This window comes from Tenacibaculum jejuense, from assembly GCF_900198195.1.
GTDB lineage: Bacteria > Bacteroidota > Bacteroidia > Flavobacteriales > Flavobacteriaceae > Polaribacter > Polaribacter jejuensis.
This window is the reverse complement of the sequence record NZ_LT899436.1, coordinates 4,159,884-4,182,081: the sequence shown is the minus strand read 5'-3', so window position 1 is coordinate 4,182,081 and position 22,198 is coordinate 4,159,884. Positions and strand designations below refer to the sequence as shown.

The window sequence follows — 22,198 nt, the reverse complement described above, 5'->3', positions numbered from 1 at the left end:
GTTATATAAAGCTTTTAAATAACGTGTTTCTTAATATGAATTCTAAAATCAAGAATATTCCTGCTAAAATCACTAGAAGACGATACTTTTCTGTGTAATTATAATATTTAAATTCTTCAATTTTAGTTTTCTCTAACTTGTCTATTTCATCGTAAATTTCTTTTAAAGAAGTATTGTCAGTTGCCCTGAAATATTCTCCTTCAGTTTCATCGGCGATAAATTGTAATAATTTTTCGTCAATTTCAACCTTCTGATTTCTAAAAGATAATTTACCTGTTCTTGGGTCTTTTGCCCAAGGGAACGGAGCCATACCATTGGTTCCTATACCGATAGTATATACTTTAATTCCTATTTCTTTTGCTAATTCAGTAGCAGTTTTAGGATCTACAAAACCAGCATTATTTACACCATCTGTAAGTAAAATAATTACTTTACTTTTTGCCTTACTTTCTTTTAGTCTATTCACTGCAGAACCAAGTCCCATACCAATAGCTGTTCCACCTTCTAATTGTCCCCATTTAATTTCTGAAATAGTTCTTTTTACGATAGATTTATCACTAGTTATTGGAGTTTGTGTGAAACTTTCTCCTGCATAAACTACAATACCTATTCTGTCGTTTGGTCTTCTGTTAACAAAATCGATAGCAACTCGTTTTAAAGCTTCAAGTCTGTTAGGTTTTAAATCTTTAGCTAACATACTGGCAGAAACATCTATTGCCATAACGATATCGATACCACGATTTGTTTTAGTTTTTTTACTAACAGAAACATTTCTTGGTCTAGCTAAAGCGACAATTAAAGCGGCTAATGCTAAAAGTCGAAAAACATGTAAAAATGGTTTCAATTTTGGGAGTAAAGAACTACTTGCATCAAAACCTTTAAGGTTAGGCATTGAAAGTAATGTGTTCTCTTTTTTTCTGTTGGAAAAAAGCCACAAAGCTAAAAGTGGTACAATAATTAATAACCACAAAAATTCTGGATTATGGAATTCAAAATTATTGAACATTTGTTACTTTAGGTTTTAATGAGTTTAATTCTGGAGCTGTTTTAGATACTGAGTAAATAATTGCAGTTACAATTAAAAGTAACACAGCAATAGTAATTATTTTAACGAGTATAGATGGTTTTTTAACTATTGGTTTTTCAACAATAATAACAGGTTCTAAATCTACTTCAGTAGTTTCAGTATCTACACTATTAGGCTTTAAATTATCAATTACATACTTAGCAATATTTCTATCAGCCTCTATTTCGTGAGCTAAAGGTTTAGATTTTGCGAACTTAACTAAGTCTGCTTGTTTTAGTAAACCGTTTAGTTTATCAATTGTTTCTTTTTCTGCTATAATTGAGTTTGAATCTTTGAAATCTGTTAAGCTTTCTATAAGTCCGTCAGAAGTCGTTTCTAAAGCAGGAACATGAAGTTCACGTTCAATAAAGTTTCTGATAATATGAGTTAACTCACTATAATGTTCTTTAATTTGATTGTTTTGCCACAATAACTTTCCATCAAGTACTTTTAAGTTCTTTAAAGCTTCTTGATAAGGCGATAAGAGTTGTTCAGAAGTTTGAATCTCATCATCATTTGTTCTCTTTAAAGCGAAATACAATATAGAACCTACTAAGAGAAGTATGGCTAGAATCCAAAATATAATATGTTTATAATCACTGAATCGAAGAGGTTCACTTTTAATTCCTTTAATAGCAAACATTTTTACTTGAGTTGTATCTACAGGAACCGTAGCTACATTTATTAATAAGCTATCTGTAAAAAAAGTTTGATTTCTAATAAATATTTGTTGTCTAGGAATGTAAAAAGATCCACTATCAAAACCAGTTAAAATATATTTCTGAACAAGTTTGTTTTTTAATGTATCTAGTTTCAGGCTATCTACCATTTCTAAACCATTTAACTCAAGTCTAGGAATGATTACATTTTCTGTGCCATCTATAGATAATTTGTATTGAAACTGTTCACCTATACGAATATTCGTAGTATCCACTTCAGCTTGAACAGGACCAGTTTGCGAAATAGCCTGAATAGAAAGTAATAATACAATGTATAGTAATAAATTTTTCAAATTATGCTTTGTTTTTAAAATAACTTAATAGTTTTTTGACGTAATTCTCGTCAACTCTTATGTTTATAGTTCCTAGTCCACTTTTCTTAAAAGAATTTTGAAACTCATCTTTTAAACGAAGTGCATTAGCTTTGTATTTATTTCGTAGAGATTTAGAACTGGTGTTAATTAATCGTACTTCTTTAGTTTCATTATCTAACATTGGCACCATTCCTAGATTTGGAATTTCTTCATCGAACTTATCATAAATACGAATTCCAGTTAAGTCATGTTTGTTTCCAACAATCTTTAAAGTCTTCATATAGTTTTCATCAATAAAATCAGAAAGCATAAAAACAATAGCTTTTTTCTTCATTACACTTGATAAGAATTTCAAAGCTTCGTCTATATTGGTCTTAGTGCTTTTAGGTGAAAACTCTATAAGTTCACGTATAATTCTAAGTACATGACTTTTTCCTTTTTTAGGAGGTATAAATAACTCCACTTGGTCAGAGAACAAGATTAATCCAACTTTATCATTATTTTGGATTGCTGAAAATGCTAGTGTAGCAGCAATTTCAGTTACGGTATCTCTTTTAAATTGAACTGATGTTCCAAAAGATTCTGATCCAGAAACATCTACCATGAGCATCATTGTAAGCTCGCGTTCTTCTTCAAAAACTTTAACGTAAGGTTCATTGTAACGCGCAGTTACGTTCCAATCTATAGCCCTTATATCGTCACCGAATTGATACTGACGAACTTCAGAGAAAGTCATACCACGACCTTTAAAGGTTGAGTGGTATTCTCCTCCAAAAATATGATTAGACAAACGTTTTGTCTTAATCTCTATCTTACGAACTTTTTTTAATAACTCTTTGGTATTCATATTAATTTAACCATTCTAGTGGTAAAGGTGGTAATTGAATGTCAGTATCAACAGAATCTGCTTTTACTGAAAATAAAGGAGCTTCTTGAATAGTAATATTTACGTTATTCTTTTTAGCGATCTCTTTAATTACCTCCTTCATACTTCTTTTTTGACACAATACTAAATAGTTCATTTGAACATTAGATTCTGTTTGTAAATCAAAACAATCTACCCAAAATGAAGGTTCGTCGTTTTGATAAACTATAGCTTGTGTATTTTTCTGTTGTTTAGTTTCTAAAATTTCTTTTTTTCCTTTTAGTGTTTTGTACGTTGTTAATTTGAAAGTCATTCTTAGCAAAAATTTTAAGGGATTAAATTAGTTTTTGAATGGCTAGTTGTGTTGATTTTAGTTTGGTGATTTATGGAACCTGAACTTCGTTAATAATTGCATTAATTATATCTAATGAAGTCATGTTTTCGGCTTCAGCTTCATATGTAATACCAATTCTATGACGTAATACATCTTTGGTCATGGCACGAACATCTTCAGGAATTACATATCCTCTTCTTTTAATAAAAGCATAACATTTAGCTGCTTTCGCTAATGCAATACTACCACGAGGAGAAGAACCAAAACTTATTAAAGGTTTTAATTTTTCTAGATTATAATTTTCTGGATAACGAGTAGCGAAAATGATATCTAAAATATATTTTTCGATCTTTTCATCCATGTAAACTTCATTAACTGTTTCTCTAGCTTTAATAATTTGTTCTAAAGAAATAACAGGATTTACTTTACCAAAGCTATTATTTAAACTTTGTCTCATAATTAGTTGCTCATCCTGTAGTTTAGGATAATCAATTACAGTTTTTAACATGAAACGGTCTACTTGAGCTTCTGGTAAAGGATATGTACCTTCTTGTTCAACAGGGTTTTGAGTTGCCATTACTAAGAAAGGTTCGTCTAGCTTAAAAGTTTCGTCTCCAATAGTAATCTGTCTTTCTTGCATTGCTTCTAACAAAGCAGATTGAACTTTAGCAGGAGCCCTGTTGATCTCATCTGCCAGTACAAAGTTCGCGAAAATAGGACCTTTTTTGATAGAAAAATCATTGTCCTTCATATTATAAATCATAGTACCAACAACATCAGCAGGTAGTAAATCTGGAGTAAACTGAACTCTACTAAAGCTTCCTTGTACAGCTTTAGATAATGTGTTGATAGCTAAAGTTTTTGCTAAACCAGGTACACCTTCAAGTAAGATGTGTCCGTTTCCTAGTAAACCAATTAAAAGTCTCTCAATCATTGTTTTCTGACCGACTATAACTTTATTCATTTCATTGGTTAAAAGGTCAACAAAAGCACTTTCTCTCTCTATTTTTTCGTTAATCGCTCTAACATCTACGTCCATGTGATAAGAAATTATTAGTTATGATTTTATGTGAACAAAGCTACAATATTAACATTTTTTTTCTTGTTAAAACGAGGTTAAAGGTATTTGAAGTTTTTTATAAATAAAATTGATGTTAATTATGTTTTTGATATGAATTTAACATTTTACTGTGTTTTAATTCATTAAACAAAGAGATTTGCCGTTAATCTTAGTGATAAGTGTAATAGAAAAAATATAGAATTCTTTATTTTTCATATTTATCTAATGTGAATTTAGATGATGAGAAAGTTCCATAAGTAAAGAATTGTACCCAGTCACCTAGGTTAAAATATTTACTTTTTTCTGAAAGTGTAATATCAAGAGGAAGGTGACGATGACCGAAAACAAAATAATCATAGTGTTTTGTTTCTAATTTTCGTTTACAATATTGAACCAGCCATTCTTTTTCTTCTCCCAGAAATTTAAAATCTTCATCACCAGAAATCATTTTGTTTTTTACAGACATATATTGTCCTAATCGAACACCTAAATCTGGATGCAACCATCTAAAGAGCCATTTAAACAAGGGAAATGTGAAAACTTTTTTCATTCTTTTGTAACCAAGATCATGCGGGCCTAAACCATCTCCATGTCCAATTAAAAAAAGTTTATCATCAATTTTAAACTCGGTAGGTTTATAGAAGACAGGAATATTTAGTTCTGTTTCAAAATAATCTTTCATCCATAAATCATGATTACCAACAAAAAAGTAAATAGGAATTCCTTTGTCTTTTAATTGTGCTAATTTGCCTAGAACACGCACAAATCCTTTAGGAACAACGGTTTTATATTCAAACCAAAAATCGAATAAATCGCCTAGTAAAAATATAGCTTCAGCATCTTTTTCTACTTCATTTAACCAGTGTAAGAACTTTTTCTCTCTAGGAAAGCTTTTTTCTTTTGTGGGAGCTCCTAAGTGTTGATCTGAAGCAAAATAAACTTTTTTATCTGTTGAGATATCGATTGAAATCAAACCTAAAATTTTGGTAAAAATAACTATTTTATTTAGCTAACTTTGTAAAAAAGCACTTATATGAAGATCTTAGCTACGAACATAGGCGAACGTAAAGAAATAGATTGGAAAGGGAAGAAGGTAACTACAGGGATTTTTAAATATCCTACAAATCAACCAATTTATTTAAATGTGGAAGAGGTAAAAGGCGATTCAATATGTGATAGAGAACATCATGGAGGAATAGATCAGGCGGTATATGCGTATTCTGTAAAACATTACGATTATTTTAAAGAGTTATATCCTGATTTAAAGTGGGAGTATGGTATTTTTGGAGAAAACTTAACTTTAGATGATATAGAAGAAACTAAAGTTCATGTTGGAGATACATACAAAGTTGGTGAAGTTATATTAGAAGTGACTAAGCCTAGATATCCTTGTATGAAGCTTGGAGTTCGTTTTAATGACATGAAAATTGTGAAACAGTTTTGGAATACAACTAAAAGTGGAGTGTATTTTAAGGTTTTAAAAACTGGTGAAGTGAAGAAAGGTGATCTTTTTGAATTAATTCAGACAGACACAACTAAGCCAACCATAGCTGATATTTATTTACAAAAAAAGAAAAGTAAGTTTTCATGAATCCTTTTGATGATGCATATTTTATGAGAAAAGCACTGCAAGAAGCAGAGCAAGCTTATGCTAAAGGAGAGGTTCCTGTTGGTGCAATTATTGTTTTTAAAAATCAAATTATAGCCAGAGCACATAATCTTACAGAACGTTTAAACGATGTAACAGCACATGCAGAAATGCAAGCTTTTACTTCTGCTGCAGATTTTTTAGGAGGAAAATACCTTAGAGATTGTACATTATACGTAACTCTTGAACCTTGTCAGATGTGCGCAGGAGCAAGTTATTGGACCCAGATAGGAAAAATCGTTTACGGAGCTGATGAACCTAAATCTGGTTTTACAGTTTTGGGAACAAAATTACATCCAAAAACAAAGGTTGTATCTGGAGTTTTAAAAGAAGAATGTGCTGAAATAATAAAAAGATTTTTTATTCAAAAAAGGAATCTGAATTAGTACCAAGTTTTATGAAATCTGAAAAAATTATAATTGAAACTGAACGATTAATAGTAAGAGAATTTGTTCTAGATGATTATAAAGATGTTTATGAATTTAACTCTAATGTAGAACTTCATCAATTTACAGGTGATGAAATTATAGCTTCGGAAGAAAGAGCCAAAGAAATAATTCAAGACATTTGGTTTCAAGATTATGAGAATTATGGATATGGAAGATGGGCAGTTTTATATAAGCCTAAAGATAAAGTAATAGGTTTTGCTGGATTAAAGTTTCTTCCTGAAATAAACGAAACTGACATAGGGTTTAGATTTTTACCAGAATATTGGGGTAAAGGTATAGCATCTGAAGTCGCTAAAGAAATTATAAAATTTGGATTCGAAAATTTGAATCTTAATAGAATAATTGGAATAGCAATGCCTCAAAATATTGGGTCTTGTAAAGTTTTAGAAAAAATAGGACTTACTTTTTTAAAATTAGATACTTATGATCATGGAAGCGAATTTTATAACTGGTATGCATTAGATAAAGTTACTTATGAAGATAAAAAAGGAAAATAAACAGCTTTTTTTGACTTAAAATAAGCTTTGTTGTTTTGTTCCATTTTCATGTTCTAACAACCATTTTTTTCTCCAAACACCACCAGCATACCCAGTTAAAGAACCGTCGGAACCTATAATTCTATGACAAGGAATAATGATTGAAATTGGGTTTTTGCCATTTGCAGAAGCAACAGCTCTAATAGCTTTGATATCACCTAATGCCTTAGATTGTTCTAAATAACTTCTAGTTTTTCCAAAAGGAACTCTTAATAATTCATTCCAAACTTTTCCTTGAAATTTGGTTCCTTTAGGAGCTAATGTTAATTCAAATTCTTTACGATTTCCGGAGAAATATTCCTCTAGTTGCAAAACACAGTTTTTAATTTCTCTTGATGAAATGTTTTCTGGAGTAGAATGTTCGTCATCTATAAAATAAATAGAGTGAATTGATTTTTCATCTCCAGTTATTTCTAGAGTTCCAATAGGAGAAGAATAATATGTTGTTTCTATGCTCACTTTTTTTAGTTATTTAATCTCTCCTTTTTCTTTCAAGAAAGCAAATATTTTTTTGTCAACTTCAGAGATAATGTCGATATGAGAAGAATCTAACCATTGTATTTCTTCAATTTCATTATCTGCTAGTAAAGTTCCTTTAAATTTTGCTTTGTAGCAAGTCATTTTAACTAAAATTCCCTTTTTAGCTCCATCTGATTGCGCTTTAAAAGTTCCAACATATTCTATGGTGTCTTTTATTATTGTAACGCTTAATTCTTCTTTTATTTCACGAATAAGCGTTGCTTCGTCAGATTCGTTACCTTCTCTCTTTCCTCCAGGTATATAAAACTTTTCTTTTCCTTTAGATCGAGTACTAAGAATTTTACCATTCTTAGTTTCTATCCACGCAATTTTATCAATTTCTTTCATGTTATATTTTGAAAACTTGTTTCGAGTTTTCTGTAGTAATTTCAGAAATTTCTTGATACGATTTCCCGTAAATATCCACCAATTTACCAACAACTTGAGTGATATAACTACTTTCATTTCTCTTTCCTCTGTATGGAGTAGGAGCTAAGTAAGGGGAATCGGTTTCTAAAACAATATGCTGAAGATCTATTTCATTTAAGAACTTATCAATTTTTCCGTTTTTAAAAGTTGCTACGCCACCAATTCCTAATTTCATATTGTATGAAATTGCTTGTTGTGCTTGCTCAAAAGTTCCCGTAAAACAGTGGAAAATACCATGTAAATTGTCTCCTTTTTCTTCTTCTAAAATTTCGAAAATTTCATCAAAAGCTTCTCTACAGTGAATTACAATCGGAAGTTGTTTTTCTTTTGCCCATTGTATTTGAGTTTTAAAAGCTTCTTGTTGTTGAGTTAAAAAGGTTTTATCCCAATATAAGTCAATTCCTATTTCTCCAATACCATAAAAATCACGTTTGTCAATCCACTCTCTTACGTGCGCTAACTCCTCCTTGTAATTTTCCTTAACAGAAGTCGGATGAACTCCCATCATTAAAAAAACATCATTTGGATAATTCTTTTCCAATTCGAACATGCTTTTTGTGTATGAACTATCAATTGCAGGAATAAAAAAACGAGAAACACCAGCATCTTTGGCTCTAGTCATCATTTCATCTCTATCGTCATTAAATTGCTCTGAATATAAGTGAGTGTGTGTATCTGTAATCATGTGATTTTAACTGTATCTTTGCAGCGACAAAAGTACAAGAAATGGCAAGTTTGAAAAAAGTATTACGTAAAAAGAAATACGTTCGAATAAAGTTGAAGAAAATGAAAACAAATCACCTTGAGTTAAAAGCTGAAATCAACGGTGTAAAAGGTGTTTTTATTTTAGATACTGGAGCTTCAAATTCTTGTGTTGGATTAAATTTAGTCGATCAATTCAAATTGGTTTCTGAAGTTAGCGAAGTCAAAGCAGCTGGAGCTGGAGCAACTGATATGGAAACTTATAAATCGGTTGAAAACAGATTAAGAATTGGCGATTGGAAGTTGAAAAATTGTGATTTAGTCCTTTTTGATTTAAAACATGTAAATGCTGCATTAACCATGCATAATGCTAAAGAAGTACACGGAATAATTGGTGCAGATGTTTTAGAAAAAGGAAAGGCTCTTATCGATTATGATAAGAAAGTGTTGTACTTAAGGAAAATTAAAAAGAAAAAGCAACGAAATTTATCGTTGCCTTTTTAGAGTTTTATTCTTCGTATTTCGGAAACTGTTTGATTTCCGACATTGAACTGCTTGCTGGATATTCAATTAAATAATTAATGTGCTCTAAATCTTGAAGACTAAAATCAAAACGTTTTAGAACTTCATAGTTATTTCTGATTTCATCCCAGGAATATTTATTTAAGCTATCATAATGAATTACAAAAATAGATAATGTATCAGATGGTACACTTACTCTAAATATGCTTTCCCAGTTAGCACTACCTCCAGCTATATATCTAGTTTCTTTCGAAAGTATTTGTTGACTTATTCGTTCACTAAAATTACTAATTATAGTATCGGGATAAATAGAAACAAAATTTTCGTTATCATTTAAATATAGGTTTATAGAATGATCTGAGTTATTTTTGACACTTAAAGGATAAGAATAATCCATGGCTACATGTTCACATCCTACAAGAATTATTAAAATCAAAACAAAATATCTCATTCTACATTAATAATTTAACTAGATAGTACACGCTGTTTTTTAACTCAATACTTCTTTAATACGCTTTACAGCTTCACGTAATTGTAATTCTGAAGCAGCATAAGACATACGGATACAGTTTGGCGCACCAAAAGCATCACCAGTCACTGTAGCTACATTTGCTTCTTCTAATAATAACATAGAGAAGTCTGAAGCATTGTTAATTTCTTTACCTTGTATTGTTTTTCCGAAGAAAGCAGAAATATCTGGGAAGATATAGAAAGCTCCTTCAGGAACGTTTAATTTAAAACCTTCGATTTTTTCTAATAAACCAAGAACAATATCTCTTCTCGATTTAAATTCATCTACCATGTATTGAACAGCGCTAGGATCAGCAGAAACAGCAGTAATTGCAGCTCTTTGTGCAATACAGTTAGTTCCAGAAGTAATCTGACCTTGCATTTTCGTACAAGCTTTAGCAATCCAAGCAGGTGCTCCGATATAACCAATTCTCCAACCTGTCATAGCAAAAGCTTTTGCTAATCCGTTTACAGTAATTGTTCTATCGTACATGCTTTCAATTGCAGCAAAACTGAAAGGTTTTGTTCCGTAGTTAATATGTTCGTAAATTTCATCAGACATCACGAAAATCTCTGGATACTTTTCTAATACTTTAGCTAAAGCTAAATACTCTTCTTTAGTATAGATTGTACCACTCGGATTGTTTGGTGAGTTGAATAAAATTAATTTCGTTTTTGGTGTAATTGCAGCTTCTAATTGCTCTGGAGTAATTTTAAAGTTGGTTTCAATAGTTGAAGGAATCTCAACAGAAACAGCTTCACATAATGTTGCAATTGCAGAGTAACTTACCCAGTATGGACAAGGTAATAAAACTTCATCTCCAGGATTTAACAATACTTGCATTACGTTAGCAATAGATTGTTTTGCGCCTGTAGAAACTACGATCTGATTTGGAGCATAATCTAAATCATTATCGCGCTTGAATTTTTTGCAAATAGCTTCTTTTAATTCACCATATCCATCTACTGGTGTGTATGAATTATAATTCTGATTTACTGCTTCAATTGCAGCATCTTTAATAAAGTCAGGTGTGTTAAAATCAGGCTCTCCTAAACTCAAGCTGATGATATCTTTTCCTTGACCTTTTAATTCTCTGGCTTTTGCAGCCATGGCTAATGTTTGCGATACAGGTAAACTGTTAATTCTGTTCGATAATGCTTCTGACATTGTTTTAGTTGATTATGCTAGTTGCGGTTTTTTTCCTAGTTCGGCAATATGTCTTAAGTGTTCTAAAATTGCCTTTCGTGTTGTTTTATATTCGTGATAAGGTAAATTAAATTCCTTAGCAGTCTCTTTTACTATTTTCGCTATTTTACTGTAATGTATGTGCGAAATGTGAGGGAAAATATGGTGTTCTACTTGATGATTTAAACCTCCAGTGTAGAAATTAATAAACCAATTTTTAGGAGCAAAGTTTGCTGTAGTATACAATTGGTGAATCGCCCAAGTATTTTTCATGTTACCATTTTCATCTGGTAAAGGAGTGTCTGTTGAAGGTACGATGTGTGCTAACTGGAATACAAAACTTAAAATGATTCCTGCCGTATAATGCATTACAAAGAAACCAATTAAAACTTTCCACCATGCAATGTCTAAAACCAATAATGGAAGAACTAACCACATTGCATAATAAATAATTTTAGTAACAATTAATTTAGTCCATTCTACTTTTGGATTAGGGAATTTTCCATAAGATAATTTTCTTTTTAAGTAGCTGTGCATTTGCTTGAAATCTGTAGTTATCGCCCAGTTAATAGTTAGTAAACCATATAAAACTGGCGAATAATACTTCTGAAATCTATGGAAAGGTCTCCATTGTGTATGTTTAGAAAAACGAATAATTCTACCAGCATCCATATCTTCATCATGGTCTTGAATATTCGTATATGTATGGTGTAAAACATTATGTTGCACTTTCCAGTTATACACATTTCCAGCTAAAATATACATACTACTTCCCATTAGGTTATTCACCCATTTTTTACTTGAGAAAGATTCATGGTTGCTATCGTGCATTACATTCATACCAACACCAGCCATACCAATTCCTATAACAATCGTTAATAAAAATCGAAGCCAGTTAGGCATATCAACAGTTAATATAACTGCAAAAGGAGCTAAGAAAAGTGTAAACATGATAATTGCTTTTAAATACAATTTCCAGTTACCTGTTCTCTTAATTTCGTTTTCTTTAAAGTAGTCGTTTACTCTTTTATTTAAAGTTCTAAAAAACTTGGTTTTATCTATTCTTGAAAATTTAATCGAATTCATATCGTAATTTAATGGGGTAAAAATAAGTGTTTTTCGCTGATGTTTATCTGATAACGAAAGTTTTTAACGATAATTATTGATTTGTAAAAATCTTAACTATATAAACAAATGTTATTACTTTTGTCACGCAAATATAATAGCATGGATATCATTTTAAAATACTTTCCTAATTTAACTGAAAATCAGTTACGCCAATTTACGCTTTTACAAGAACTATATGAAGATTGGAACCTAAAAATTAATGTAGTTTCTAGAAAAGATATTGATGAGCTGTATTTGCGTCATGTTTTACATTCTTTAGGTATAGCAAAAGTGATGGAGTTTCAACCAGGAACAAACGTTATGGATGTTGGAACCGGAGGAGGATTTCCTGGTGTACCATTAGCTATATTATTTCCTGAAACGAAATTTCATTTAGTAGACTCTATCGGAAAAAAGATTAAAGTTGTAAATGAAGTTGTAGAAGGTTTAGGATTAGAAAATGTAAAAACTACACATGGAAGAGTAGAAGAGGTTGATGAAATTTATGATTTTATTATAAGTAGAGCAGTTGCGCAAATGGAAACTTTTCATAGATGGGTGAAAAACAAAGTCCAAAAGAAGCAAAATCACGAATTGAAAAATGGAATTTTATACTTAAAAGGCGGTGATTTAACTGAGGAATTAGCAAAATTCCCAAAAGCGACTATTTATGATTTGCCAGACTTTTTTGATGAAGATTTCTTCGAGACTAAAAAAGTAGTGCATTTACCAATAAAGTTTAAAGGATAAAGATCGAATTTAAAGTAAATACTAAATAATATTTAATCTTTCTAAAATTTTAGACTTATAAGTTCGTCCTACTGGAATACTGAGATTGATATGTTTAAGATCTATACTTTGATCACTTTCTGAAAATGATTTAATGTAATTCCAATTAATCAAAAAAGAACGATGTGTTTGTATAAAATCATCGTTGTTTAAAGTTTTTAATAATCCAGATATAGAATTTCTTACAGAGAATTTCCTCTCGTCTTTAGTGATAATAGAACAATAATTTTTAGAATCGGTGTGGACATACAATATAGAGTTGATGTCAATTTTGAATAATTTATTTCCATGTCGAGCGAAGAATTCTCGATTGTTATCGTCTTTTATTTTGGATTCAATTTGCTGAGATGCTAATATTAAGGCTGCTTTTAAGTCGTTTTCTTTAATCGGTTTAGTTAAATAAGCTACTGGTTTTGTAACTGAAGCTTCGTTTATAGTTGCTTCATCATACGCTGAAGTAGTATAGATTAAAGGAGTTTTATAAAATCTCTTAATTTTTTCTGCTAACATTATACCTGATTTCCTTTTCTGTAAATGAATATCAATAAGAATAACATCAGGTTTAAGTTTTTCAATTTGATCTAATGTTTCCATAGGGTCATCTGATGCGCCAATACAATTGTGACCTAAAACTTCTAAAGAGATCTTTAAATCTTCTAATTGAAATATTTCGTCTTCGACAATATAAACATTCATAGTAGCACTTATTTTCTAAAGAAATTTAAAATAACAATTCAATGCAGATTTTGTAGAATTCTTTCTTCAACGATTATAAAAGTAAATAAATTATTTAATTGTTTTTAGGATTCTATTTAAGAAACGTGTTCATAAAAAAAAGTCAGAGAATTTTCTCTGACTTTGTTGATTCAATATTTATAATTTTTAATTTGATTTTGTTGGTGTTGGAAATTTAGGCACTGTAATTTTTAAATCTCCTTTTAATTGTTTTAAAGCCTCTTTAACTGCTCGTTCTAATTGAGGATCTTTACCTTGTGAAAGTGATAAAGCATCTTGGCGTACAAAAATATCTGGAGCCACACCTGTATTTTCAGCAATCCATTCATTCTTTACAGGATCAAAAACAGCATTGTCTGGGGCGGTAAGAGAACCACCATCTATTAATCGATAATGCGTAGAAGACTTTACTAAACCTCCCCAAGTTGTTGTACCAATTAATAATCCAGCTTTTTGTTGTCTAAAAACCCAAGGAAAATAATCTCCTCCAGAACCTGCAAGTTCATTTATTAATAAAACTTTCGGACCTAAAATTCCTGCTGGTAAACGCATCGGTTTTCCATTTGGAACTTCATTAGTAAGTGCGGCTCTAGGTTTTCTTGTCATTAAGTCAACCATGTAATCATCTAATAAACCACCACCGTTAAATCGTTCGTCGATAACAGCACCTTCTTTGTCTTGTTGGGCAAAGAAATATCTGTTAAAAGAAACAAAACCAGCACCACTTGTATTTGGTACCCAGATGTAGGCAAGTTTTCCGTCAGATAATTTATCAACTAAACGACGATTATCTTCTACCCAAGTTCTTTGTCTTAGAGAATTCTCACTTCTAATAGGTTTAACAATTTCTTTCCATGAGCCTTCAAAAGTAGGTTTAGAATTGATGTGAATTACGGTTTGTTTGTTAGCAGTTCCATCTAAAAACTGATAAATATTATCCTTTGAGGTAATTTCATTATTGTTTATTCCAACTAAATAGTAGTCTTCTTTAACATTCATTCCTGGTTGATCCAATGGTCCATTTAATCCTGGGTTCCAGCTTTCAGAAGTATATATTCTTTGAATTTGCCATTTGTTGTTGTTTATTTTAAAGTCTGCACCTAATAAACCTACAGATGAACGATCTGTTCTCGGATAATCTCCACCACGAACAAAACTATGACCAACAGATAATTCTCCATTAACCTGATCTAGAATATAATTTAAATCAGAACGATGTTTTATATGTTTTACTAAAGGTTGGTATCTTTTGTATACTGTATTCCAGTTTCTTCCATGTAAATTAGGATCATAAAAATAATCACGTTCGTATCGCCATGCTTCTTCAAACATTTGATTCCATTCACTAAGTCTATCTAACTTCATATTGAAGTCGATTTTTACAGTTTTAGCAGCTTTAGCATTGGGAGCAGTTGTTTTAATTACTTTCCATATTCTTCTAGAAGAAAGCAGCATATGTTTTCCGTTTGGAGAAATTGCTCTAATTCGAATTCTTTTTCCAAATTCTTTCGATTTTAGTTTTTTCAGGTCAAATTTATGAACGGTACTCCTGTCTGAAATAAAAGCAAATCCACTTGGTCCTGCATCAATAGCATAATAAGAACCATTTGGTATTGGTAATGGTAAAATTCTTCTTGCTATACCTTCAAAATCAATAATAACTTCTTTTTTAGTTTTTTTTGATTTTTTATCTTCTTTTTTCTTAGGTGTTTCTCCTTTTTTATTTTCTTTTTTTACAGCTTCTTCATCACTTTTTGCTTTAAAAGGAGATTCATCTTTTTTATTTAAATTAACAACATAAACGGCATAATTTGGTCTTGCAGTCATGGCGCTGGTATTTGCCCAGCCAGACTGTAAAGCTAAATCTGTACTGGCTAGAAAATAAAGATGTTTATGATCTAAATCCCACGCAGGTGAAAAAGAATCGGCAAAATTATTTGTAATTACATTAGTTTCCCCTGTTTTTACAGACCAAACTTTTATTTGTCGTAATGAATTATCTCCGGATTTTGCGTATGCTACCCAGTTAGAATCAGGAGACCATGTTACGCCTAAACGACCTCTCTCAAGGTTAGTTCCAGCGTTATCTATAGTTTGAATCTTTTTGGTTTCAAGATTTACTATTCTAACTCTAGTGTCATCGTCCGTAAAAGCGATATACTTTCCGTCTGGAGACCAAACTGGATTCCAAGCCATCTTAGATACTCCGATAGAAATAGTTTTACTTACGTTACTACCATCTTGATTTGTAATATGTAATGCATAGCCTTTACCGTCTTTATCAGTAAACCAAGCTATTTCATTTCCTTTTGGAGACCATATTGGAGCTCTATCTGCAGCTCCAGAAGATTGAGAAATATTTCTTGAATCACCAAACTCTACAGGAGCAGTGAAAATATCTCCTCTTGCACTCATTAAAACTCTTTTACCATTAGGAGAAATACTAGAAAAGTTTACTCTGGAGTTTACATTTTCCCATTTGGTTGCAGTCCAAGGAAAGTCTCCTTTTAATTCTATTTTAAGTTGAGTTGTTTTCTTAGAATCTAAATTTAGAAGGTGTAAGTATCCGTCTTGTTCATAAATTAACTGATTTTTATCTCCTCCTAACGATTTTATAGCAGTTCCTTTATATTTCGTGATTTGGTTTACAGCTTTTGTTTTTACATCATACGACCAAATATTAGAAGTATGAGTTCTGTCTGAAAGAAAATAGATTTTATCGTTAATCCAGATAGGTTGTTTATCAGTTGTTTTGTTGTTCGGGAGTAATATTTCTTGTTGAGTCTTAAGATCTAAGATGATTAGAGGTGTATTTTGTCCTCCACGATAATCTCTCCATTCAGTATCCCAGCGAGATACTCGATCTATAACTATTTTACTTTCATCTGAAGCATATGAACCTGAAAAAGCCCATTGATCTGCTACTTTTTGAGCTGGTCCTCCGTTTACTGAAATTGTATAGAGTTTGTTATAAGAACTAGGAGCAGTGTTCCTAGATGAAGCAAAAAGAATTCGTTTTCCATCATTAGACCAACCACGCACACTTGAACCAGAAGGATGCCAAGTTAATCTTTTAGCCTCTCCGCCACTTGTTGGAACTAAGAAAACATCGCCTCTTCCGAAACGATTTGAGCTAAAAGCAATCCATTTTCCATCAGGAGAAAGATGAGGGTTGCTTTCAACTGCGGGTGTAGATGTTAATCTAGTTGTTTTGTTGGTTGTTAGGTTTGTTGTCCAGATGTCACCACCGTAGCAGTACGTGATCTGATCTTTTACTATTGTTGGCTGTCTAAGTAATCTTGTTTCTTGTGCTATTGTAGTTAAAGTTGATAAAGACAATAGAAACAAGACTGCTTTTAAATGCTTTCTCATTAGAATTCGTTTGGTTATCAATAAAATTTGTTATAAAGTACACAATATAAGACGAGTAATGTGGGGTAAGGTTAGTTAAAAAAAAGTTAATGATAAAAAAAAAGACAACTCATACGAGTTGTCTTTTAGTGTGTGATTTTTCGTTTGATGTTGTAAATAAGATTGTTATAATCTAAATACTTTATGATTTTCTGTAACACCACTACTTTCTACTTGTAAAAAGTAAATTCCAGATGCTAAATCTGGCATGTCTATTAATACAGTGTTATTTATAGATTGTTTTGCTCCTTGAGTAATTAGTTTACCTCTGTAATTGTAAAGCTTGTAATTTACTCCAGGTAGTTCTTCTTGTAAAGTGTTAAGATTTAATCTGTCTGTAAAAGGATTTGGATAAACAAACCATTTTTTTTCATTACTATTTCCTTCAGGGATACTAGTGTCAACTATACATCCTGTAGCAATAGAATGAGAATCTTTGATCAGTTCTGGGATTTTCTGATTGATAAAACTTTGATTATTACTGTAATTGAAAAAAGTATTGTCTATAACTGTGTCAGAAGCACCTAGATAGTCTTGTAATAGTGTAGCTATTGTTTGTCTGTAGTCAAATTGTATAGTTTCTATTTGGTAGTTATTATCATCTGTTGCTTCAGATAAATCTACATTAACACCAGAAACACCGCCGTTAACTGGCTTTCCAAAAATAAACATAGGAGCTATTTCTCCGTGGTCAGTTCCTAAGTTTCCATTTTCTTTTGCCTTTCTACCAAATTCAGAATATGTTAATCCAACGATATCATCTCCTAAGTTTTGATCATTAACATCGTTTATAAATGTTTCAACTGCGTTCGAAACTTCTGTTAGTAATTCATGATGTTTACCTTTTATGTCTCCATTGGTTTCTATTTGACTGTCATGAGTATCAAATCCTCCAATACTTACCAAGTATACTTTAGATTGTAGTCCTCCACTAATTAAACGAGCTACCGTTTTTAATTGATTGGATAAATCATTGTCTTCATAGGTAGCTGTAACAGCATTTTTTCCTTTGTCAAATGCTTCAGAAATTGCTTTTGAGTATTTGTTTGAAGTTTTGTTTACATCGATAATATAATCTAATTCAGTTCCAAAGTCACTGTTTGGAATAGTAGAAGGAGGGTCGCCTCCTAAACTGCTAATTTCAGTAAAAAAACCAGCTGGATCTTGTCCAGTAATATTTATAGATAATCCGTGTTCTTCTGCTCCATGGAATCCTAATTCAGTTTTAGAAGATCCCATTTGTACACCTAAAGGATATGCTGCTTCTGTTTCTTCTGGATAAAATTTTTCCATAAATCTTCCAATCCAACCAGAATCATTTCCGTTGTTCCAGCTATTTCCATCGTTTCCAGTAGAGTAAATATCTTTAGAAGCAAAATGACTTTTATTTTGAGACGGGTACCCTACAGATTGTAAAATTCTAAGTTCACCAGCATCATATAAAGATTTAAATCCTGTAAGAGCTGGGTGTAAACCTAATTGTCTGTTTCCTGATAATGTAGCGTCTAAAGTGATAAAACTATTGGCACCCGAGTTAGGTATTTTTATAGTAGGTCTTAAATTGGCGTATTTATCGTACTCATTTATTGGTACAGTTGTATTTAAACCATCATTTCCTCCAACTAAGTTTACCAATACTAATTTTCTATTTGATATATCTCCACAATCTATTGGCAAATCTACTGTTTTTAGTAATGCATTAATTTCTAAAGGCATTAATCCAAGTGCAGAAGTCGCAGTGGCTAATTTTATGAAATTTCTTCTTTTCATGATGTAAGTTTTGGGGATGGAATATTACATTAATTGAAATTCTGGTGCATTTATCATTTGTATAATTAATGCATGTAATCTTGTTTTAACAATTGTATCGTCGCCTGAACTTTTATATTGAATCCAAGCGTCTGTCCAATAGTAATCAGGGAAACCTTCAAGTAAGTTTTGGGCAAAATATGTTACTCTTTCATCACTAATGTCTTCAGGATATAAAAAGCTTGCTAATTCAGTTATTAATTCTCTAGCTAATAAAGGTTCGGTAATGTTATTATCAATAAAGTCAACAATATTTAATTCAACTCTAATATTATTGTTAAATCGAATCTTATTTCGCCCAGTTAAAAGACTTTCAATTAGTTTGTATCTAGCTAAAACGGTATTAGAAGAGAACCAATGGCGATCGAAATCTGGGCTTTGATAATGTGCTGGATATCCAGCAACAGAGTCTGGAGACCATAGTAACATTCCTCCTGCAGCTAAATAGATATTATGAACAAAGTTGAAAAACTGATAAAAGTCTTCAACTTCTGTTGCGGGATCCGGGATTTTCATTTTAAAGAATGAAATAACTTCGTTAATTAGTTGCAAAGGACTTTTTATAATACTACCAATAATATTATCATCAGCATTTGTGTCATCTAAATCATAAAAATGATTAGATGTTAAAAGTTTTTTTAAGATTGGAAGAATTTCATAATCACCATCTTTTAATTCTGTCGCTAATGGTTTAATTACATTTTCTTCTACAGTGTCATTCCATTCGCTTTTAACAAAATATCTGTAAAGCTTTCTAATGAATGAAATAGCAGTAGCTTCTTTGCTAAATACCATTTCTACAAAATCGCTAAGTTCTTGTACAATACCAATTTCTGTATCACTACCTATAATTGTAGTATTATCAAAAGCATGGCTAAATGTTTTGTTATCTTGATCATGTCTATTAACATCTATTCTTCCTTTAGGTATGTTTGTTTCAGCATCAATTATGCTTCTATCAGTTTGAATTTTTATACCAGAAAAAACTTTTGCAGCTTGTTGAACATCTAATTCTGTGTAATTTGTATAATCCCCATTTCCAATTTGTTCTGCTTTTAAAATAGTAAAAAGCTCTAAAAATTCTCTAGCATAATTTTCATTTGGATTATTAGCATTATTCTGAGTGTTATCTAAAAAATCTAACATAGAATTATCAAAAGTGATTTTTTTTGATAATGTTTTAAGATTTCCCAGTGCGTATTTCTCTAGAAGTAAAAGATGATCGTAAAAGTTAGTAGAAAAACCAGCTCCGTCATCTTTAGAAACAGTAAATGAGGTATGTAAAAAGAAAGTCATTTTCTGAATCAAAGAATTCTGATTCATTCCGTTGTACCACCACCAAGAAGTTATAATTCTTCTTTTCCTGAAATGCCCATCAAATGTATTTGGGTGTTCAGTAGAAGATGTCCAGTTACCATCTGGCGCCGTTTCTGGTCTAGGGTCGTAAGGTTCAGACCAAAGGTTGTTTTGATTGGTAATTAATTGGTTAAATGCTGCTTCTGGTGTTAATGTAGCAAACTGTTGTAGTGTTTCTTTACTGTAGTTAAAAGACGTTCTACGCAACAAATGTTTAGCTTTTCTTAAACCTAAAGGTCCAGAATATTGATCTAGATAATTCATGTTATGGGGATTAAGTGTTGATACGTAATATGTTAAGTATTAAATATCAGTTATAAAATTAATAACATTTTTGTTATTAACGAAAAAAGACCAGAAATATTTCTGGTCTTTTTGAATTTATAAGTTCTGGTTGAGATTTAACCTAAGAACGGATATCTATAATCAGTTGGAGAAACAAAAGTTTCTTTGATTAATCTTGGAGACACCCAACGTAATAAGTTTTGTGCAGAACCAGCTTTATCATTTGTTCCAGATGCTCTAGCTCCTCCAAATGGTTGTTGTCCTACAACAGCTCCTGTTGGTTTATCATTAATATAGAAGTTACCAGCACAGTTCTCTAAAGCTTTAGTAGCTTCAGCAATTGCATATCTGTCTGTAGAGAAAATAGCCCCAGTTAAAGCATATTCAGAAGTTCCATCAACTAATTCTAGTGTTTTAGCCCAATCAGCATCTTCATAAATATAAATAGTAACTACAGGTCCGAATAATTCAGTAGCCATAGTCGTATATTTTGGATCTTTAGCTAAAATTACTGTTGGCTCGATAAAGTATCCTTTAGATTTATCGTAATTACCACCAGCAAAAATTTCAGCATCATTATCAGCTTTAGCTTGATCAATATATTTAGCTAACTTGTCGAAAGAACCTTCATGAATTACAGCAGTTATAAAGTTGCTCATATCTTCAGGAGATCCCATTTTAAAAGAAGCAATATCTTCTTTTACATAACCTAACACTTCATCAGCAATAGATTTTGGTAAATATACTCTTGAAGCAGCAGAACATTTTTGTCCTTGGAATTCAAATGCTCCACGAGAAATACCTGTTGCAACTTGTTTTGGATTTGCAGAAGGGTGTGCAACGATAAAATCTTTACCACCAGTTTCTCCTACAATTCTTGGATACGTTTTGTATGTGTGAATATTTTCTCCAATTTTCTTCCATAATTCTTTGAAAACAAAAGTAGATCCTGTAAAGTGTAAACCAGCAAAATCAGGAGAAGATAATACAACTTCAGTAATTTCAACTGGATCACCGTAAATTACATTAATAACTCCATCTGGAACACCAGCTTCTTTAAAAATATCTACAATTACTTTAGCAGAAAAAATTTGACTGTCAGAAGGTTTCCAAACTACTGTGTTCCCCATCATAGCAGCTGAAGCAGGTAAATTAGCTGCAATTGCTGTAAAGTTAAATGGTGTAATTGCGTAAACAAATCCTTCTAAAGGTCTGTATTCAACTCTATTCCAAATTCCATCATCAGAATTAGGTTGTTCATTGTAAATATCAGACATGTATTCTACGTTAAAACGTAAAAAGTCAATTAATTCACATGCTGCATCAATTTCAGCTTGGTGAATAGTTTTAGATTGAGCAATCATTGTCGCTGCATTAATCTTTGCACGGTAAGGACCTGCAATTAATTCAGCCGCACGTAAAAATATTGCTGCTCTTTGTTCCCATGGCATTTGAGCCCAGTCTTTACGAGCTTCTAAAGCAGTGTCTATAGCTTTTTGCGCATGTGATTTGTCTCCTACGTGATACTGACCAACAACGTGTTGGTGATCGTGTGGAGGAGTCATGTTTTGAGTATTTCCTGTTCTGATTTCTTCACTTCCAATATACATTGGTACATCAACAGATCCGTTAAAATATGCTTTATATTGTGCAGAAACGCTTTCTCTTTCTGGAGAACCAGGAGCATAAGCTTTTACAGGTTCATTTACAGCTATAGGTACATTGAAAAATCCTTTTCCCATGGTTGTTTGTGTATTGAATTTATATATGATAATTTTGGTGTAACAAAGTTACAATTTTTAGATCTTTTTGTAATGATAGTTTTTATAATGCTACTACAAAAGGGG

22 protein-coding genes are annotated in these 22,198 nt (G+C 31.5%); 5 read left to right on the top strand and 17 right to left on the bottom strand.

Annotation, left to right across the window (positions count from 1 at the left end; all coding sequences use genetic code 11):
* Nucleotide 1: 1 nt before the first annotated feature.
* The 6 genes from AQ1685_RS18340 to AQ1685_RS18315 form a co-directional block, all read right to left on the bottom strand.
* On the bottom strand, nucleotides 2-1,006 hold the full coding sequence (locus tag AQ1685_RS18340) for a vWA domain-containing protein (RefSeq protein ID WP_095074526.1): 1,005 nt from the start codon (nucleotides 1,004-1,006) through the stop codon (nucleotides 2-4).
* Nucleotides 996-2,078 (bottom strand): hypothetical protein, encoded by a 1,083-nt coding sequence (locus AQ1685_RS18335; protein ID WP_175577903.1) that lies wholly within the window; start codon nucleotides 2,076-2,078, stop codon nucleotides 996-998. The genes AQ1685_RS18340 and AQ1685_RS18335 overlap by 11 nt, the downstream gene beginning before the upstream one ends.
* A gap of 1 nt (nucleotide 2,079) precedes the next feature.
* Nucleotides 2,080-2,946 (bottom strand): DUF58 domain-containing protein, encoded by an 867-nt coding sequence (locus AQ1685_RS18330; RefSeq protein WP_095074524.1) that lies wholly within the window; start codon nucleotides 2,944-2,946, stop codon nucleotides 2,080-2,082.
* A gap of 1 nt (nucleotide 2,947) precedes the next feature.
* Nucleotides 2,948-3,277 (bottom strand): hypothetical protein, encoded by a 330-nt coding sequence (locus AQ1685_RS18325; protein ID WP_095074523.1) that lies wholly within the window; start codon nucleotides 3,275-3,277, stop codon nucleotides 2,948-2,950.
* A 70-nt stretch (nucleotides 3,278-3,347) separates the two neighbouring features.
* The gene (locus AQ1685_RS18320) at nucleotides 3,348-4,337 is read right to left on the bottom strand and encodes an AAA family ATPase (RefSeq protein ID WP_095074521.1); all 990 of its coding nucleotides are present in this window, start codon (nucleotides 4,335-4,337) and stop codon (nucleotides 3,348-3,350) included.
* Between the two features lie 226 nt (nucleotides 4,338-4,563).
* Complete coding sequence (locus AQ1685_RS18315) at nucleotides 4,564-5,331, bottom strand: UDP-2,3-diacylglucosamine diphosphatase (protein WP_162288586.1); 768 nt, start codon at nucleotides 5,329-5,331, stop codon at nucleotides 4,564-4,566.
* Between the two features lie 60 nt (nucleotides 5,332-5,391).
* On the opposite strand from AQ1685_RS18315, the gene AQ1685_RS18310 reads away from it, so the two are divergent.
* The 3 genes from AQ1685_RS18310 to AQ1685_RS18300 are packed head-to-tail and all read left to right on the top strand — an operon-like array spanning nucleotide 5,392 to nucleotide 6,952.
* A complete protein-coding gene (locus AQ1685_RS18310) occupies nucleotides 5,392-5,949 on the top strand; it encodes an MOSC domain-containing protein (RefSeq protein ID WP_095074519.1) in 558 nt (185 codons plus the stop codon).
* Nucleotides 5,946-6,392 carry a nucleoside deaminase gene (locus AQ1685_RS18305; protein WP_095074517.1) on the top strand — a complete coding sequence of 149 codons (447 nt, stop codon included), beginning with the start codon at nucleotides 5,946-5,948 and terminating at the stop codon, nucleotides 6,390-6,392. The genes AQ1685_RS18310 and AQ1685_RS18305 overlap by 4 nt, the downstream gene beginning before the upstream one ends.
* Before the next feature lie 11 nt (nucleotides 6,393-6,403).
* Nucleotides 6,404-6,952 carry a GNAT family N-acetyltransferase gene (locus AQ1685_RS18300; protein ID WP_095074515.1) on the top strand — a complete coding sequence of 183 codons (549 nt, stop codon included), beginning with the start codon at nucleotides 6,404-6,406 and terminating at the stop codon, nucleotides 6,950-6,952.
* Between the two features lie 15 nt (nucleotides 6,953-6,967).
* On the opposite strand, the gene AQ1685_RS18295 is transcribed toward AQ1685_RS18300, so the two are convergent.
* Genes AQ1685_RS18295 through AQ1685_RS18285 form a run of 3 tightly spaced genes read right to left on the bottom strand, consistent with a single transcriptional unit; the run spans nucleotide 6,968 to nucleotide 8,624 of the window.
* Nucleotides 6,968-7,450, bottom strand: coding sequence for a methylated-DNA--[protein]-cysteine S-methyltransferase (locus AQ1685_RS18295; protein WP_394341868.1), 483 nt, complete (start codon nucleotides 7,448-7,450; stop codon nucleotides 6,968-6,970).
* A gap of 9 nt (nucleotides 7,451-7,459) precedes the next feature.
* Nucleotides 7,460-7,858 carry an NUDIX hydrolase gene (locus AQ1685_RS18290; protein WP_095074514.1) on the bottom strand — a complete coding sequence of 133 codons (399 nt, stop codon included), beginning with the start codon at nucleotides 7,856-7,858 and terminating at the stop codon, nucleotides 7,460-7,462.
* A 1-nt stretch (nucleotide 7,859) separates the two neighbouring features.
* Nucleotides 7,860-8,624, bottom strand: a complete 765-nt coding sequence (locus AQ1685_RS18285) for a TatD family hydrolase (RefSeq protein WP_095074512.1) — start codon at nucleotides 8,622-8,624, stop codon at nucleotides 7,860-7,862.
* Between the two features lie 41 nt (nucleotides 8,625-8,665).
* Between AQ1685_RS18285 and AQ1685_RS18280 the strand changes: the two genes are divergently transcribed.
* The gene (locus AQ1685_RS18280; RefSeq protein WP_095074510.1) at nucleotides 8,666-9,145 is read left to right on the top strand and encodes a retropepsin-like aspartic protease; all 480 of its coding nucleotides are present in this window, start codon (nucleotides 8,666-8,668) and stop codon (nucleotides 9,143-9,145) included.
* Between the two features lie 4 nt (nucleotides 9,146-9,149).
* Here the strand turns inward: AQ1685_RS18280 and AQ1685_RS18275 are convergent, their stop codons facing one another.
* From AQ1685_RS18275 to AQ1685_RS18265, 3 genes are read right to left on the bottom strand one after another with little or no spacing between them, the layout of a single operon-like run.
* On the bottom strand, nucleotides 9,150-9,614 hold the full coding sequence (locus AQ1685_RS18275; RefSeq protein WP_157730278.1) for a hypothetical protein: 465 nt from the start codon (nucleotides 9,612-9,614) through the stop codon (nucleotides 9,150-9,152).
* A gap of 39 nt (nucleotides 9,615-9,653) precedes the next feature.
* Nucleotides 9,654-10,841, bottom strand: a complete 1,188-nt coding sequence (locus AQ1685_RS18270) for a pyridoxal phosphate-dependent aminotransferase (protein WP_173862373.1) — start codon at nucleotides 10,839-10,841, stop codon at nucleotides 9,654-9,656.
* Between the two features lie 12 nt (nucleotides 10,842-10,853).
* Nucleotides 10,854-11,945: a fatty acid desaturase family protein gene (locus tag AQ1685_RS18265; protein ID WP_095074506.1), complete on the bottom strand. Its 1,092-nt coding sequence runs from the start codon at nucleotides 11,943-11,945 to the stop codon at nucleotides 10,854-10,856.
* 141 nt (nucleotides 11,946-12,086) lie between these two features.
* Here AQ1685_RS18265 and rsmG point away from each other — a divergent pair, with 141 nt between their 5' ends.
* Entirely contained in the window at nucleotides 12,087-12,716 is a 630-nt protein-coding gene (gene rsmG, locus AQ1685_RS18260) for a 16S rRNA (guanine(527)-N(7))-methyltransferase RsmG (RefSeq protein WP_095074505.1), read from the top strand.
* A 21-nt stretch (nucleotides 12,717-12,737) separates the two neighbouring features.
* Here rsmG and AQ1685_RS18255 read toward each other — a convergent pair whose 3' ends face one another.
* The 5 genes from AQ1685_RS18255 to pruA all read right to left on the bottom strand — a co-directional run bounded on the left by AQ1685_RS18255 (nucleotide 12,738) and on the right by pruA (nucleotide 22,093).
* The gene (locus tag AQ1685_RS18255; RefSeq protein ID WP_095074503.1) at nucleotides 12,738-13,451 is read right to left on the bottom strand and encodes a LytR/AlgR family response regulator transcription factor; all 714 of its coding nucleotides are present in this window, start codon (nucleotides 13,449-13,451) and stop codon (nucleotides 12,738-12,740) included.
* 186 nt (nucleotides 13,452-13,637) lie between these two features.
* Nucleotides 13,638-16,862 carry a S41 family peptidase gene (locus AQ1685_RS18250; protein WP_095074501.1) on the bottom strand — a complete coding sequence of 1,075 codons (3,225 nt, stop codon included), beginning with the start codon at nucleotides 16,860-16,862 and terminating at the stop codon, nucleotides 13,638-13,640.
* 165 nt (nucleotides 16,863-17,027) lie between these two features.
* Nucleotides 17,028-18,671, bottom strand: a complete 1,644-nt coding sequence (locus AQ1685_RS18245; protein WP_095074500.1) for a DUF1501 domain-containing protein — start codon at nucleotides 18,669-18,671, stop codon at nucleotides 17,028-17,030.
* Between the two features lie 24 nt (nucleotides 18,672-18,695).
* Nucleotides 18,696-20,330 (bottom strand): DUF1800 family protein, encoded by a 1,635-nt coding sequence (locus AQ1685_RS18240; protein ID WP_095074498.1) that lies wholly within the window; start codon nucleotides 20,328-20,330, stop codon nucleotides 18,696-18,698.
* A gap of 137 nt (nucleotides 20,331-20,467) precedes the next feature.
* Nucleotides 20,468-22,093 (bottom strand): L-glutamate gamma-semialdehyde dehydrogenase, encoded by a 1,626-nt coding sequence (gene pruA / locus AQ1685_RS18235; RefSeq protein ID WP_095074497.1) that lies wholly within the window; start codon nucleotides 22,091-22,093, stop codon nucleotides 20,468-20,470.
* Between the last annotated feature and the right edge of the window lie 105 nt (nucleotides 22,094-22,198).

What these genes read in the sequence shown, in the direction of transcription:
- AQ1685_RS18340 (WP_095074526.1), bottom strand. Translation starts at nt 1,006, where the DNA reads ATGTTCAATAATTTTGAATTCCATAATCCAGAATTTTTGTGGTTATTA.
- AQ1685_RS18330 (WP_095074524.1), bottom strand. Translation starts at nt 2,946, where the DNA reads ATGAATACCAAAGAGTTATTAAAAAAAGTTCGTAAGATAGAGATTAAG.
- AQ1685_RS18325 (WP_095074523.1), bottom strand. Translation starts at nt 3,277, where the DNA reads ATGACTTTCAAATTAACAACGTACAAAACACTAAAAGGAAAAAAAGAA.
- AQ1685_RS18320 (WP_095074521.1), bottom strand. Translation starts at nt 4,337, where the DNA reads ATGGACGTAGATGTTAGAGCGATTAACGAAAAAATAGAGAGAGAAAGT.
- AQ1685_RS18310 (WP_095074519.1), top strand. Translation starts at nt 5,392, where the DNA reads ATGAAGATCTTAGCTACGAACATAGGCGAACGTAAAGAAATAGATTGG.
- AQ1685_RS18305 (WP_095074517.1), top strand. Translation starts at nt 5,946, where the DNA reads ATGAATCCTTTTGATGATGCATATTTTATGAGAAAAGCACTGCAAGAA.
- AQ1685_RS18300 (WP_095074515.1), top strand. Translation starts at nt 6,404, where the DNA reads ATGAAATCTGAAAAAATTATAATTGAAACTGAACGATTAATAGTAAGA.
- AQ1685_RS18290 (WP_095074514.1), bottom strand. Translation starts at nt 7,858, where the DNA reads ATGAAAGAAATTGATAAAATTGCGTGGATAGAAACTAAGAATGGTAAA.
- AQ1685_RS18285 (WP_095074512.1), bottom strand. Translation starts at nt 8,624, where the DNA reads ATGATTACAGATACACACACTCACTTATATTCAGAGCAATTTAATGAC.
- AQ1685_RS18280 (WP_095074510.1), top strand. Translation starts at nt 8,666, where the DNA reads ATGGCAAGTTTGAAAAAAGTATTACGTAAAAAGAAATACGTTCGAATA.
- AQ1685_RS18275 (WP_157730278.1), bottom strand. Translation starts at nt 9,614, where the DNA reads ATGAGATATTTTGTTTTGATTTTAATAATTCTTGTAGGATGTGAACAT.
- AQ1685_RS18270 (WP_173862373.1), bottom strand. Translation starts at nt 10,841, where the DNA reads ATGTCAGAAGCATTATCGAACAGAATTAACAGTTTACCTGTATCGCAA.
- AQ1685_RS18265 (WP_095074506.1), bottom strand. Translation starts at nt 11,945, where the DNA reads ATGAATTCGATTAAATTTTCAAGAATAGATAAAACCAAGTTTTTTAGA.
- rsmG (WP_095074505.1), top strand. Translation starts at nt 12,087, where the DNA reads ATGGATATCATTTTAAAATACTTTCCTAATTTAACTGAAAATCAGTTA.
- AQ1685_RS18255 (WP_095074503.1), bottom strand. Translation starts at nt 13,451, where the DNA reads ATGAATGTTTATATTGTCGAAGACGAAATATTTCAATTAGAAGATTTA.
- AQ1685_RS18250 (WP_095074501.1), bottom strand. Translation starts at nt 16,862, where the DNA reads ATGAGAAAGCATTTAAAAGCAGTCTTGTTTCTATTGTCTTTATCAACT.
- AQ1685_RS18245 (WP_095074500.1), bottom strand. Translation starts at nt 18,671, where the DNA reads ATGAAAAGAAGAAATTTCATAAAATTAGCCACTGCGACTTCTGCACTT.
- AQ1685_RS18240 (WP_095074498.1), bottom strand. Translation starts at nt 20,330, where the DNA reads ATGAATTATCTAGATCAATATTCTGGACCTTTAGGTTTAAGAAAAGCT.
- pruA (WP_095074497.1), bottom strand. Translation starts at nt 22,093, where the DNA reads ATGGGAAAAGGATTTTTCAATGTACCTATAGCTGTAAATGAACCTGTA.